At 50.6% G+C, this 14323-nt stretch carries 10 protein-coding genes and 1 tRNA gene; 3 read left to right on the top strand and 8 right to left on the bottom strand.

Going from position 1 to position 14323, the window contains the following annotated elements; genetic code table 11:
- Positions 1 to 9: 9 nt before the first annotated feature.
- Positions 10 to 882, top strand: a complete 873-nt coding sequence (locus JNJ77_15700; protein MBL8824032.1) for a glycosyltransferase family 2 protein — start codon at positions 10 to 12, stop codon at positions 880 to 882.
- Positions 883 to 895: 13 nt separating this feature from the next.
- Here the strand turns inward: JNJ77_15700 and JNJ77_15705 are convergent, their stop codons facing one another.
- From JNJ77_15705 to JNJ77_15715, 3 genes are read right to left on the bottom strand one after another with little or no spacing between them, the layout of a single operon-like run.
- Positions 896 to 2164, bottom strand: coding sequence for an ABC transporter permease (locus JNJ77_15705; protein ID MBL8824033.1), 1269 nt, complete (start codon positions 2162 to 2164; stop codon positions 896 to 898).
- An 18-nt stretch (positions 2165 to 2182) separates the two neighbouring features.
- Positions 2183 to 3883, bottom strand: a complete 1701-nt coding sequence (locus tag JNJ77_15710; GenBank protein MBL8824034.1) for an efflux RND transporter periplasmic adaptor subunit — start codon at positions 3881 to 3883, stop codon at positions 2183 to 2185.
- Positions 3780 to 6050: a TolC family protein gene (locus tag JNJ77_15715; protein MBL8824035.1), complete on the bottom strand. Its 2271-nt coding sequence runs from the start codon at positions 6048 to 6050 to the stop codon at positions 3780 to 3782. The genes JNJ77_15710 and JNJ77_15715 overlap by 104 nt, the downstream gene beginning before the upstream one ends.
- A 244-nt stretch (positions 6051 to 6294) precedes the next feature.
- Here JNJ77_15715 and JNJ77_15720 point away from each other — a divergent pair, with 244 nt between their 5' ends.
- Entirely contained in the window at positions 6295 to 7023 is a 729-nt protein-coding gene (locus JNJ77_15720) for a hypothetical protein (protein ID MBL8824036.1), read from the top strand.
- A gap of 78 nt (positions 7024 to 7101) precedes the next feature.
- Positions 7102 to 9405, top strand: a complete 2304-nt coding sequence (locus JNJ77_15725) for a VWA domain-containing protein (GenBank protein MBL8824037.1) — start codon at positions 7102 to 7104, stop codon at positions 9403 to 9405.
- A gap of 86 nt (positions 9406 to 9491) precedes the next feature.
- Here the strand turns inward: JNJ77_15725 and JNJ77_15730 are convergent, their stop codons facing one another.
- The 5 genes from JNJ77_15730 to JNJ77_15750 all read right to left on the bottom strand — a co-directional run bounded on the left by JNJ77_15730 (position 9492) and on the right by JNJ77_15750 (position 14319).
- Entirely contained in the window at positions 9492 to 11372 is a 1881-nt protein-coding gene (locus JNJ77_15730) for an Hsp70 family protein (protein ID MBL8824038.1), read from the bottom strand.
- A 50-nt stretch (positions 11373 to 11422) separates the two neighbouring features.
- Positions 11423 to 12178, bottom strand: a complete 756-nt coding sequence (locus tag JNJ77_15735) for an SDR family oxidoreductase (GenBank protein MBL8824039.1) — start codon at positions 12176 to 12178, stop codon at positions 11423 to 11425.
- A 209-nt stretch (positions 12179 to 12387) separates the two neighbouring features.
- Positions 12388 to 12460 (bottom strand) — tRNA-Ala (locus tag JNJ77_15740).
- 68 nt (positions 12461 to 12528) lie between these two features.
- A complete protein-coding gene (locus JNJ77_15745) occupies positions 12529 to 13155 on the bottom strand; it encodes a hydrolase (protein ID MBL8824040.1) in 627 nt (208 codons plus the stop codon).
- Positions 13156 to 13389: 234 nt separating this feature from the next.
- Positions 13390 to 14319: a PAC2 family protein gene (locus JNJ77_15750; protein MBL8824041.1), complete on the bottom strand. Its 930-nt coding sequence runs from the start codon at positions 14317 to 14319 to the stop codon at positions 13390 to 13392.
- Between the last annotated feature and the right edge of the window lie 4 nt (positions 14320 to 14323).

Below are 14323 nucleotides of genomic sequence, written 5' to 3' on the forward strand. Positions count from 1 at the left end.
ACATCTTCGATGCCTGTACTGTCCATCATCATTCCTTGCCATAGCCGTGTTGATCTGCTGCAAAAGTGTTTAGAATCCATCTTCTTGCATGCTGATCATCTACCATTGCAGATTATTGTCGTGGATGATGCGTCACCTTATGCATCAGTTAGTTCCATTACTGCACTGTTTCCTTCCGTTGAATTGATCCGATTAGAGAAAACTTCCGGATTCTGTACTGCGATCAACTCTGGGCTGCGATTGGCAAATGCTTCCATCGTACAGGTTCTGAACGATGATGCCGAGGTACAGAGCGGCTGGTGGAAAGCGCCGTTACAGCGCTTTCAAGAAACCGAAAACCTTGGCTCAGTAGCCCCGCTTGTTCTGAACTGGAAGAATCCGAAAATCATCGATTCAGCGGGCGATGGTTATGATCCGGGGGGCTTCGCATTCTCCCACGGCAAAGGCGAGCATATCTGCCCCAAGTGGCTGACATCTCGAGAAGTATTCAGCGCCCCTGGCTCAGCGGCATTCTACCGCAAAAGCGCACTCGTCGAAGTGGGTGGGTTTCCGGAAGACTTCACTGCCTACTTTGACGACATTGAAGTGGGATTCAAACTGCGAAAAGCTGGGTATGTCTGTTGTTACGAGCCATTAAGCCGTGTTCTGCATCATGGCAGTGCGAGCCGTAGCAAACGCCCAAGCCGTAAATTAACGGAACAGTTGTCTCGCAATGAAGAGAGAGTATTTTTAAGACACCGAGCTTCTGGTCAATTCTGGAAACATTGGCCCCGACATGTTGCAGTGCTCGGCGCCAAGGCGATGAGACGCTGGGCCGATGGAACTCTGCTGCCTTTCTGCATGGGCAGAGCGCGGGCCTGGAGCGAGGTTTTGTTAAAGTAGTTACAACACTACATCACTCATGCCGCAACGCTTCAATAGGATCCATCCACGCTGCTCGACGGGCGGGATAGATTCCGAAAATCAGGCCTGTCAACACGGACACTGCGAATGCCACCACCGCTGACCAGGGTGTGATAATCGTAGGCAGCTCAAAAAACCGTGTTACCAGCAGTGATCCGCCGATACCCAAACCCACGCCAACCAAACCACCAAGGCTGGTCAACACCACGCTCTCTGCAAGAAATTGTGATGTAATATCACTGCGACGGGCTCCGAGTGCTCGCCGAATTCCAATCTCCCTGGTGCGTTCCGTTACTGTGGCCAGCATAATGTTCATGATGCCGATGCCACCGACTACGAGTGAGATGGATGCAATGGCGCCCAGTACCAGTGAGAATATTCGCTGAGTCCGTTCAGCTTTCTCAAGCAGATCGAGCGGTACCGTAATCGCATAATCCTTCTCTGGATGAAACTGTTCCATCAGGCAACTAATCACCTCAGCAGTTCCTTTGACATTTTCCAGCTTATCCACGCTGACAGTAATCTGGCTGAGTTCCAGCTTCTCCGCCTGGAAACTACCTGCTTTCATAGATAAGAGCAAACCGCCGGTACGCACCCGGTCGGTATTAAAGGGAATATAGATTTCCTTATCGTAGTCACGAATCTCACCCACACCCGGTTTGCTCGCTCCTCGCTGTTCCGTTACTCCAATGATGCGATAGTACTGGCTGCCATCAATGCGCACTGCCTTGTTCATCGGGTCTTCGTAGGGAAAGAGCCTTTCCGCTACTTCGTGCCCAAGAACACAGACATTCGCCTTGCCTGCATCATCTTTCTCAGTGATGAAACGTCCTTGAGCCATCCTCAAATTAGCCTGATCTGCCTGTTCCGGAGTAGCTGCAACAATCCTCGCATCCATCTTTCGATCCAGGTATCTCACTTCCTTGATGAATTCTCGCGTTGCAGTAACATCGGTTACAGTTGGTATCGTTGTCTGAATCCGATTGAGATCACTCGACTTCAAACCGTAATCAAGAACAAATTGCTGTTGCCTTTCCTTCTTTTCATCCGCAGTGGGCTTGGCAGATCGAATAATAATGTTGGTGGCACCAAGTTGTCTGATCTGTTCGATGGCTTCAAAGCGTGCCGCTTCACCCACTGCCAGCATGATGATGACCGAAGCAACGCCCAGCACGATGCCTAACACGGTGAGCAGCGAACGAAGGCGCTGAGCCGCCAGGTTACGGAGCGCCAGTTTCAATACGTGAGACAACCGGTTCAAAATCAGAACTCGAATCAGTTATTTGACCATCACCGCTTTACCGGCAGGGGCAGCCGCTGGAGCAGTGGATTTGGGTGCGGGAGCATTCTTATCCTGCTGAGAACTGCGAAGTTCTGTAGCAAGCCGACGTCGAGCATTGAGTGCTACCTTGTCGCCTTCCTTAATACCGTCGGTAACCACGATGAATTTCTCGTTGTTATCACCCACTTTGACCTTTTTGCTGGTCACAGTGCTTCCATTCATCATGTAAGCAAAGTGCTCACCATCACGTTCACACACAGCCTGCACCGGCACCATCAGAACATTCTTCTGTTCTTCGGCTTTGATGCGCACTTCTGCGGTCATACCCGGCTTGATGCCTGCTTCCATAGGCAGATCATCAATGGTGACCTCCGTGACATACTCCTTGACACCCCGTTCATCCCAGGGGCCTCGGTTATCTGCCAGCGTTGCGACATTCTTCACCTTGCCATGCAGCGGCTTATTCGGAAGCGCATCGATCAATATTTCCACATCCTGATCTTTTCGCACCTTCTTGACCTGTGATTCATGCACTTTCACCTTCACCTGCATCTTGCTCAAATCGGGCAGGCGGAAAATAGTCTGCTGATAATGCACCATTCCACCTGCTCTTACCCGGCTGCTTTCATCCCAGTAACGATCATTGGCATAAACCAGAATACCATCCTGTGGTGCTTTGATGATGCAATGTTCGAGTTGCTTCTTCAAACGATCCAGCGCACGTTTTTCAATCTTCGCTGTATCTTCAGCAGCTTCCAGTTCTGATTTGGCTTTGACCACTGCAGCCTGAGTGCTGCTCTTCGTGCGTTCGAGCTCAGCCTTGGCATCGAGTGCTGCTGATTCCAGCTTGGCTTGTTGAATCTTCCTCGTGAAGTTCTCCAGGATATAAAGATCCTTCTTCGCACTGGTAAGCATCAGCTCGTTTTCCTGCACCTTGGTTTCCGCCCGGCGAAGTGTTTCGGGTGTTTCGAAGCCTCGATTAACCACAATCTGAAAATTCTTCAATTCTTCCTTGGCAATTTCGAGTTCCCGCTCTGCCTTGGCTATGCCCGATTTGCTGGTATCCACCAGTTTCTGATACTCACCTTTGGGATGGAAATACTTCTCCAGTTCCAGATCAGCAGTGGTGAGCGCAATCTTAGCTTTGCCAATTTCGCTTTCCTTTTTGTTTTCCTGTACTTTCAATTCTTCACGCAGGGCATTGGCTTTACCTTCAGCCTGCTTCCATTTCACTTCCTGATCCTGAAAACCCTTGGTGAGTTCCTCCGTATCGAACTTGACCACGATCTCATCCTTCTTGACTGATTTGCCCTCCGGTGCAATTTCGATGATCTTGATCTGCCTGCCTTCAACATCGCAGCGGACATCAATGGTAACGGAACTTTCGAGTTCTCCCCGTTCGGTAACGATAATCTGCAAATCACCTCGCCGGGCCACTCCGGAGAGATCACTGGCAACCTCTACCGCACTGGGCCAGAACCAGTAGAGTAGTGGGCCAACAATGAGCGCGAGCAGTAGCGCTGCAATCAGATACCATGACCAACTGGATGAGCCTGATTTCGATGTCGTTATCGTAAGCGTTTGAGCCGGATCATTAATGGATGCCCATTCCTCTGCTGAAAAGCTCAACTGGTCGCGGGGTGTCTCCGCTTCGGGGTGGGCTGGGCGGTTCAAATTGGATTGAAGTTCGAGAGTCATCGCGATACATCCCCTGGTCATCCACTTGCAACTGTTCAGTCGCCAGCAGCAACTGCATGCGTCCTCGTTCGTAACTGAACCATCTGGATATCAGAGTGTTCTTGGCGCCAAGTAACTGCGACAGTGTGTTGAGCTGTTCAAGCGGATCGATGGATCGGTTCAGTCGTAGCTGGAGTGGAACCGATTCCACCTGCCTGGTTGCCGCTATAAACGCTCGACGCGATATTTCAAAGTTCTGCCTGTCCGTTTCCAACTGCCTTAGAGCTAAACGCAATTCCAGCATCACCTGATCCTGGCGAAGCATATAGTCGCGTCGAGCTCGATGATATTGTATCAGACTTTGTCGATAGTTGTTGCGCTCAATTTGCCGATTCAGCGGCCCTTCAAACTGGAATCCGACTCGGTATCTGCTGGCTGCAGCGGAAAAATCAAATGGCCGCAAGCTGCCGGGCTGAGTTCCAATGTCCATACCAGTGACAATGTTAAAGTATGCTTCCAATTGATTGGCCTGTATGGCTACCTGCCTCCAGGCATCTACGACTCGTGCACGATCATTCATCAAATCAAGGCGATTTTCAATTGCCAAACGAATTGCCTCATCCTCCGTCATCTTGATCGCAGGTAGATTGATCGAATAAACCCTGACCTGATTCTGAATGACAAACAACTGCCCAACAGCCAGTTCAATGTCTCTTACACGCAGTTCAAACATACGTTTACGATCATTCATTGCCAGGCGTTTAGAAACCACTTTGAATTGTTCTAACATCGACGGAAATTCTAATAGTTCTTTCCTCACTTGGGAAAGTTGTGTGGAAAGGCCATCACGGAATTGTTGGACTCTCTGCACATCTGCCTGGTCTATTCCCTGCACCGGTTGTTTTTTCCATGCCTCCGTTTCCTTCTCGATCTGATTCAGGAAAAACATCGCTCGTTGATGGAAATCGTTAAGCCTTCCAACCCATTGATCCATCTGCTCAACCGTCATTTTTTCATAGTGTTTACGAAACTCCAATTGGAGTTGATCGAATTCCACTTGCAACTGATCCAGTTTCGGGTCGCTGAAGAGAAATGCCTGTAAAGGTGATTCATCCATCCTGGCTGGGACGGTAGGTGGAAGCCCTAATTCCAGTTTGAATCGATCAAGTCCATTCTCAAGGTCGGTTTTGTCCTGGGTGATTTGAGCTCGTGCTTCCTGTAGTGCAGTAAACGCCTGGTCTTCCTGCACGATGGTGGTTTTGCCAGCCAGACGCTGTGCCTGCTGGCGGGCATAATTCTGCTCCTGTCGAAGCACATTCGTTTCCTGATTGCGAATAAACTGTGCCTGTTGAAGCAACTGGAGATACCGGTTGACTGCAAGATCAACGTAAAGCTCCTTGCGGAACCGGGCAAAAATACGTACCTGGTAAAGCAGGCTTCGTTCACCTTGCGTCAATGCTTCCATGCGGACTTGTCTGCCAAAATCTCTTAGCAAAGGCTGGATGAAATTCATGGAAATATTGGAACTTACTCCCTGTGTCTTGCCGGTATACTCCCAGACAAAGCTGTTGGCGAAGTTCACGAGCAACTGTCCGCCTGCGGCCAGACTTCGGTTGAACCCCAGGTTAGAGTCTGTAGTCAACGTGTTGGTTTCGGTAGGTAAACCGTTTGTTCCAAAATGTTCATAAATGGTTCTATTAGTGGCAAACCACTGGGTGGCAAATTCAAAACGGTTCAGCGTCAGATCAAGTGAGCTAAGATAGAGGTTTTCAATCTGTGTGCGGTATTCTCTACCATTGAGTTGAGCCTGCTGCATGATCACTTCCGGCGCCAGGATCAGTTTGCCATCAGTTAAGGGCAATGCAGATTGCCACTCGGAAAGTTCAACGGATGGAACTGTGCCATGATCCCACCAGTGCTTCCAGCCTCGTTTGCCATCAGCACGGAGCAGATACTCCCCTGCAGCGGCATCATCGGGTGGCATAGGTGGAAAATCAGGATCGTACGGATCATGCAAACGTGAGCCAGGAGGCGGCAGGATATCAATCTGGTTCAATGCCCAGCGTGGGTCTGCATCACGCTCCCGTATGGCGCCATACGTTTCATCGTCGGCCTGTTCACGATAAAATGTGCGCGTACAGGAAGAGAGCAATAGCGCTGACAGGATCAGGCTAATCCTGAATATCAATGAATTGCTCCCCACATTCAACAGTGCTGCAAACAGGCAGCACGTCCCCCAAATCCGCTCATGTCTTAAATCGTTCGGTATGTCAAGTTCCAAAGTGATTAAAGTTAGCGTACAGCCGGCAAAACTGGAGAAGCTGGCGAATATCGGAGACTCATTTCAATGCCTTCTGCTTGACATCAATAAACCTCTTGATTACTTTACCTAAACATTTAGGTGTATTAGCCTATTGGTGTGAGGAATGAACATGAATAACTTCGCCCTGCGATTGCTAATAACGACTGGTATCCTCATTTCGAGTACGCTTTCCTCTCACGCACAGGTATTTCGCACGCAAGGTACCATGCCTAAGTATCCCCTGTTGTTTTCCAAAAGTGTTCAACAGGAATTGAAGATCAGCGATGAACAGATCAAGAAAATACAAGCCAAGGTTAAGGAGCTGATGCCTCAAGGCTCATTCATGATGCCGCCAGGTGTTGCCGCGGGCAATGGTGAAGCGGGTGCTCCCAAAGTGATGATGAGCTTTTCGTTCAAAAGTGCCGATGGCGCTCCGCCTGCTGGTGTCGTTGTCAATCCAGATAAGCTTGGTGCATTACCTGGAATTCCTGACTACAAAAAAATAGATGATGAAGTGAACAAGTTGCTAGAGAAGCCACAGCGGGACAGGTTGAAACAGTTAGCTCTTCAGCGTCAGGGAATATCTTCAGTTGCGCAGGAAGAAACAGCTCGCGAGCTTCAGCTCGATGATGACCAGAAAGATCTCATTAAGCAGGCTGTAGATCATCAAGCCAAAAAGATGCAGGATACCATTCAGAAGATGCTGGCTCATGGCAACATTCAGCAGGGTGAATTAGGCTCTCTCATAAAGAAGCTGCGTGAACAGACAGAAAAGGATATTCAAACGATTCTATCGCCGGAACAACTGAAAAAATGGGACGAACTCACTGGTCCCAGATTCGATTTCAAATCCAGGTAATGCTTCTTCCACAATCATGATGGCATCCTGATCCCGGTGCGTTACAATCACGTTGACGCATCGGGAATTTTTTCATTCATGGCAAAGAAAACCAAGGCTGAGAAACTCGAATCAAGCCACTGGATGGCCTGGGTAGGCTTTTTCACTGGCCTCATTCTACTGTTGCTTTCCGGCGTAGCTCTAGCTCTGGCACTCACCAGCTTGAATGAATGGCTGGAGAACCAGTGGGGCATCACCTTCCCAACACCGCTGCCAGTGTTCTACTGGTGGATCATGCTGGGCTTAGGCATCCTGCTGTTACTACTCTACTTCCTGAAACTACGTCGTCAGCGGATGACCGTTTCCAGCACCTTCCTGTGGAAGAAGAGCATTGAAGACCTGCATGTCAACAGTCTGTTTCAATGGCTCAAGAAAAATTTCCTGTTGCTTCTGCAACTTCTGGCACTGGCAGGCCTGGCTTACTCCCTCGCTGCTCCCACCACCTTCAGCGATGCACGTGGCAGGCATTTTATTTTCCTCATTGATAACAGTGCCAGCATGGCTGCCATCGATGTTGCACCATCGCGATTGGAACAAGCCAAAATTAAAGTCAAGGAGCGCATTGATGCGATGGATAGCAGCGACCTGGCTATGATCATCCTGTTCAATGAAGAAGCACAGATTCTACAGTCGTACACCAACCGCAAGCCTGATTTGAAAGCTGCAGTCGATCGCATCCCGCAAACGCAGCGAACCACCAGGCTGCAGCCCGCACTGGAACTCGCTGAGGGACAGGCTAACCCCCGTCGCTCTGCGGAAGAAGGCGTTATCGAACTCATCCAGGATAACAGCGACAAAATGCCTCGTACCTTGGGTAAGCCAGATGGCATCCCGACTGAAGTAATGATATATAGCGATGGCAGATTCCCCGATGTGCAGAATTACTCGCTGGGCAACCTGAAGCCCGCCCTGTTTGTCATGGGAAACGAATCCAACAACGTGGGCATCACCTGGGCGAATCTCAAACGCGATGAAAACCGCCCCGATCTTTTTGAAGTGACGGTGCGGGTACAGAACTTCAGTAAAGATGCATTCAAACAAGGTTGCTCACTGCAACTGGAATCGTTTGCCTTTGGCGAAAGGCAGGATGTGCAACTCAAACGACTGCAACTCGGGGCACGAACCAGGCAGGAACGTGATGCTATCACCAACGAAGGTGTGAAGTATAAGCAGATGATTGATTTGCCGGGAACCACCGAGCCTGAACCGCTGATTACTTTTACCGTTAAGGACCCCGGGCAAGGCTATCTGAAACTATCTCTACTCAATACCGATCAGGGCACCGCCTGGAACGACATGCTGGCGAGTGACAACATTGCCTGGCTGGCGATAACACCGGTTCGTAAAGCGCGAATCCTGCGTGCAGGGCCTGAGAATGAAATTCTCGATGCCTATTTCAAAGCAAGTGCCTCCAAAGACCGCGCTGTCATCACTTCCATTGATGGCACAGATCTCTCTGACAAAAATGAAACCTACAAGCAGGCGATACAGACCGAAGCATTTGATCTGGTCATTTTTGATCGTGTGGCTCCCGCAACACCGGAAGCCATGCCCCAGGCGAACACGTTTTTCATTGGACAGTGCCCACCCTTTGCCGCTGGCAACTGGAATGATCTGCCGACGCTGAAAAATCTGTTCGTCAAGGATTTCCGGGTCGCCCACCCTCTGTTCAATGGCATTGAAACCCTGCAGGGTATGACGGTTGATGAAGCACGCACCATGCCTGCAGAAGCCAGGCCCAAACGGGCTTCATCACTGATTGAATCACAACGGGAACCGCTGCTCTGGAGCTTTGGCCGAGAACGCTATACCGATCTGGTCATGATGTTCCCACTGGTACTTGGCCAACAAGGCAATATCTGGAATACCAATTGGCCCCGACAGCCAGCGGGCACGCTGCCCCTGTTTCTCGACAATATCATCCTGCAACTGGGGCGATACCAGGAAATTGAAGCTCCCATCAGGCCAGGGGTGACCAAACTCCTGAGCCTGGGAAGCACCAAGCAGGAGGTCACCGTTAAACGCTCGGAACCAACGGCATCTTCTGAAAGTACTATCACCCGTCGCATGGGGCAGGACCTGGTCTATGGCGACACAGACCAGGTAGGCTTATACGAAGTGTTCTGGGGCGAACGACAACCTTTGCGTTTCAGTGTGAACCTGTTCGATCAGGAAGAAAGTAACATTGCAACCCGTGATAACATCCGCATCGGCTATGAAACCGTGCAGGCGGAGTTGGCTCCCGTGAAAGCCCGCCGGGAACTTTGGCAATGGTTCGCAGGCCTTGCATTAGCTGCATTACTGCTCGAATGGGTGCTATACGTTCAACGCATCAGAGTATAACTTGGTGGCACAGACATTCCTGTCTGTGCGCAACGACAAGAATGTCGGTGCCACCACCCCAACAATCTGTGAAAACGTCCACCCTACTATTGCTTACCCGGTTGCTGCCTGACATTGAACTCCAGCTTCCATCGCTGTTTGCCATCGCGGCTGACACACCATAATTCCAGAGTGCCAATGCTGGTGACTGTCGTTTCGAGTTTCACAGGAATGGAACCCGTTGCTGTCGTTCCTTTCTTTCCGGTATCTGCTTTCAAGGCGGTTTCAATCGGGCTGAGTTCTTGAATGGTTTCCTCCCAATCATCAACCAAGGTACCTAATGCATCGCGGCGTAGATTGGAACCAAGAAACCGAAAGCGAACTGGCTCACCCACCACCAGGCCGAACTCCAGCCCTGGCACTGCTTCCGTGGTACCTTCTTCCATTCCCATCGGTGCAACACAGAGTGCACGAATCGGTGCAGGTCGGCCAGGCACTGCCGGACGTGCCGTTTCAATGCCAATGTAATAGGTCATGGCAATGCCGCCTCGAATGCGAACTCCCTTTCCTTTCTGCACCAACCCGTAATATGCTGCACCGCGAGCCACTGCCTGATCCAGATCGGTTCCTTCCAGCAAGCGTAACGGCGTCGACTTGGCTTCCTTGGCCCACTGGTTCAACTGCTCCATAATCCGTTGTTCAAACAGCCTGGCTTTGAAAACCCCACCATTGCAGAGCACCGCAGTAGGCATGGTCCGCACTGGCTGACCAGCCTTCTGATAATGTGCCTTGAGTGCATCGGCATGGTTGCGTAAAAACTGCGCCAGATGACGGGTGATGACAGGATCATGCGAGTAAGGCAAGCCTATTTCCTGCAGACCGAATGCCATGCCTTTCTGGATTTCGGCTTGAGCAGGCACCAGTGGAAAGAATCCTTCCAGGATAACCTGCTGAATATCTTCTTTGGTTAATTCAACCGTGAGTGTGCCACCCACCAGTTTGCTGCCTTTGCCAAGAACGGTGACCGTTTGCGGCGACAGCTTGGCATCGGACAGCAGATTTTCCTTGGCAGTTCGACAGCTATGGGTCAAAGCGATGAACTGGCTGTTATCCAGCTTGCTTCCTTTGGCCTTGAGCTTTTCCTGCAGATGATGAGCCAGGGCCAGGTCCATGTTGTCGCCACCGAGAAGGATGTGATCGCCCACCGCCATGCGATTGAGTGCCAGTTTGCCCTTCTCTTCTGTCACGCTGATCAAACTGAGATCGCTGGTGCCTCCACCAATATCGCAGACCAGAATGACATCACCAACGTGAACCAGTTCTCGCCAGTTTTCCTGGTGCGTTTCAATCCACGAATAGAAAGCTGCCTGCGGTTCTTCCAGCAGCGTTAATTGTGTAAGCCCTGCCGACTGGGCCGCTTCCACCGTCAACTGCCGGGCTACGGCATCAAACGATGCTGGCACTGTCAGAACAATCTCCTGATCTTCGAGCTTCGGCCCTTTCTTGCCCTGCGAGTGATTCCAGCTTTCCTTAAGGTGTTGCAGATACTTGGATGAAGCTTCCACCGGCGAGATGAGCCTGGTACTGGCAGGCACCGTCCCACCCGGCGTGGCTGGTGGCTGCCAGGGCAGGATCGCTGCATGCCGATCTACCCCCGAATGACAAAGCCAACTCTTGGCGGATGAGACTATCCTGCCGGGTATCTTCGATCCCAGCGAACGTGCGTAAAGACCTGCCGCCTGGTCACGCTTGGCATCCCAGGGCAACGCCAGGCTGCCTGCAGGCACTTCACCTGATTGAGGCAAGTAGAGAAACGAAGGCAACAGCACATTCTCGGCTGTTTCTCCCTGCTGCACCACCTGGGTGACTGCAAAGGAGGATATCACCGGCCTTTCTGTTGGATCAGCTATCTCCTTAAATGGAGTCTGGGCCAGTGCCGTATTGGTCGTGCCCAGATCTATTCCAATGACAAATTGATTATCCGACATCGTGTCTTCTCATGGTGTTAAAACTAAATACTTCAGCCCTTTTGCATGAATTATGCCGAAGGGGCATAGATGGTTCGTCCGCCATCGACGGGGATGCAGACACCCGTGACGAAGTCGTTATCAATTAGAAAACTGACTGCCTGAGCAATATTCTCTGGTTTGCCTTCTCGTTTTACCAGAGTGGCGTTGATCGCCTCCTCCCGTTCGTGTGCGGGTAAATCGGGAGGCAACATGACCGGCCCAGGCAAAATACCATTAACCCGAACCGCCGGGTTGCGTGTACCTAGTTCCACTGCAAACATGCGCGTCAGCGTGGGGATAGCACCTTTGGAAGGGAAGTAGGCTGCATAGTTCAAATAAGGACGCTCACAGGCCCAATCTCCAATCGTTATGATGGTCCCGCCATTGGGTTGTTTGACCATGACTAGGCCTGCCTGTTGACAGCACAGAAAAGTACTCAGCGTGTTGGCATCCAGATTCTTTTTTACATCATCTGCGGTAACCTGTTCCAGAGGCTTACTACTCCAGATAGCTGCTGAATGCACCAGTACATCTATCCTTCCAAATTGCTGATTGACTGATTGAATGAGCCGAGTAACTGCTGTTTCATCCGTCAAGTCTGCCTGGAATGCCTTGGCTTCTACTCCTAGTAGCTTCAATTGGGCTACAGTCTCTTGAGCCTCTTTTTCTGATGACCGGTAGTGAATCGCGAGCGCGTAGCCTCGTCGGGCCAGCGACTCGGCAATGACATTTCCCACCCGGCGCTTGCCACTGCCGGTGACGATTGCAACACGTGATTGATCCATGAACTTATTCTACCAAGAACCAGCCGCTGATGGCTCGCTAGGGTCTGTGGACATATTCAATAAGTAGCAAGTAGCAGCTGGTTTAGCACTTACGTCTCCTTGCCCAATTTGACAATTGTTATCCTGCAAGGAGTTACGTCGAATAGGTCAACACGCCCTAGGTATCAATAAAGAAACCCTTCGATGTGATATCGAAGGGTTTTGATAAGTGGAGGTGAGGGGACTTGAACCCCTGACCTCTTGCATGCCATGCAAGCGCTCTCCCAGCTGAGCTACACCCCCAAGAGGTCATGCAGAATCTTATCTGTTCACCCGGCTTTGTCAACTCCGTAGCCTCGTGGCCATCGGCGTTATTGCTTCAAAGCATTGTAACTGGTGATCAGATTGCGGTAGGCAGGCAGGTGATTGGAGAAGAGCGCTGCCAGTCCTTCAATATCATTTCGCCAATCGCGGTGCAGTTCGCAGGCCATGCCAAACCAGGTTATCAGTTGCACACCAGCCGCCTGCATGCGCATCCAGGCTGCATCGCGTGTCGTTTTATTGAATGTACCCGAAGCATCGGTAACCACAAAGACTTCATACCCTTCCTCCCGTGCAGAAAGAGCCGGGAAAGCGACACAAACTTCGGTAACAACACCAGCAATAATTAGCTGTTTCTTCCCAGTAGCCTTCACCGCTTTGACAAAGTCTTCATTGTCCCAGGCATTGATATTGCCTGGCCGGGCGATGTAAGATGCCTTGGGGAAGAGTTCCTTGAGTTCAGGCACCAGAGGCCCGTTCGGCCCGTTTTCGAAACTCGTGGTCAGAATGGTCGGAAGCTTGAAATACTTCGCAGCATCCGCCAGCGCCAGTACATTGTTCTTGAAATCGTCTGGCGAAAAATCACCCACGATGTTGCACAGCCCCGATTGATGATCGACCAGCAGAACTGCTGCATCGTTTTTATCCAACCTGCGATATTGGAATGACTGGCTCATGGTGTCCTCCTCGTGTTGCTCTATGTCTCAAAGTAAGATTATTACCTTTTACGCAAACCGAGTAATGTTCCCTCTCCCCTCTGGGGAGAGGGTTAGGGTGAGGGGTTATTCTTCAATGGCGCAGCCCTACATGTTATGAACACATACATATCACGAAGGGCTTCGCCATCAGTGAATCCCCTCACCCCCGGCCCCTCTCCCCGAGGGGGAGAGGGGAGAAAGTCAGATTGATGCTCAGTTGGAGTTTTTAAACAAATCAAGAAACCGGTCTTCAAACTCCTTAAACACTTTCAATCGATCCAGTTCTTGTTTGAGTTCAAAGGCTTTCTTCCGGTCACCACCAGCTTCATCAAAAAGCTTGTCGAGCCTGGCATGATCTTCCGGCGTCAGTTTCTCCATGGCAGTTGCTTCAACAGGTTTTTCCACTTCGGACGATGTGATGGGATGTCCCAGTTGTTCCTCAACCTGGCTGAGCAGCGCTCCCAGTTGATCATCCATCTGGCTAGCCTGGCTAGCCAGTTCAGTCAGATCAACTTCGATCCCCATCAGTGAAGTAAAAACTTCCAGCACGGCTAGTGATGCTTTGGGGAAAGGAAGTTGGCTAAATACGTGAGGCATTTCTCCCAGCAGGCAACCGCCTTGAAGTCCTTTTTCTGCTGCAACCCCCAGGAGCAAACCATTCAAACCACTGATTTGCCCTTCTTCCAAAATCTGCACTGGTTGATTCTGGATTTCCTTGAGCGATTCCTCATGGGTGGCAGCAAAGAAAACCCTTGAATCATGCTGTGGATGCATCTGGGTAGCCATCGCGGCAAAGGTATATATTCGTTCCACGCCAATACGCATGGCAAATTCGATGATCGATTGACAATATTGATGTTTGCCTAACTGTGGTTGAGCTTCCCCAAGGAATATTACTAGATCATGTTCCTGGCTCGGATTTGACCAGTAGAAAAACCGGCTGCGTGGTCTGCGACCCGTATGAAGAATACCTTTATCTATCACCACATGATCCACTTCGAACAGATCGCTGACTTGCAGTTCGGCCAATACAGCCATCTCCAGGTTGGACATCAGGAAATAACCTGCATTGATGGCGACGTGCCCAATACCAGGCCAGACTGCAACCATCCAGGGCTTACGAAGGTTGACGGAAGGTTCCATGATT

This window comes from Planctomycetia bacterium (genome assembly GCA_016795155.1).
Taxonomy (GTDB): Bacteria; Planctomycetota; Planctomycetia; order Gemmatales; family HRBIN36; genus JAEUIE01.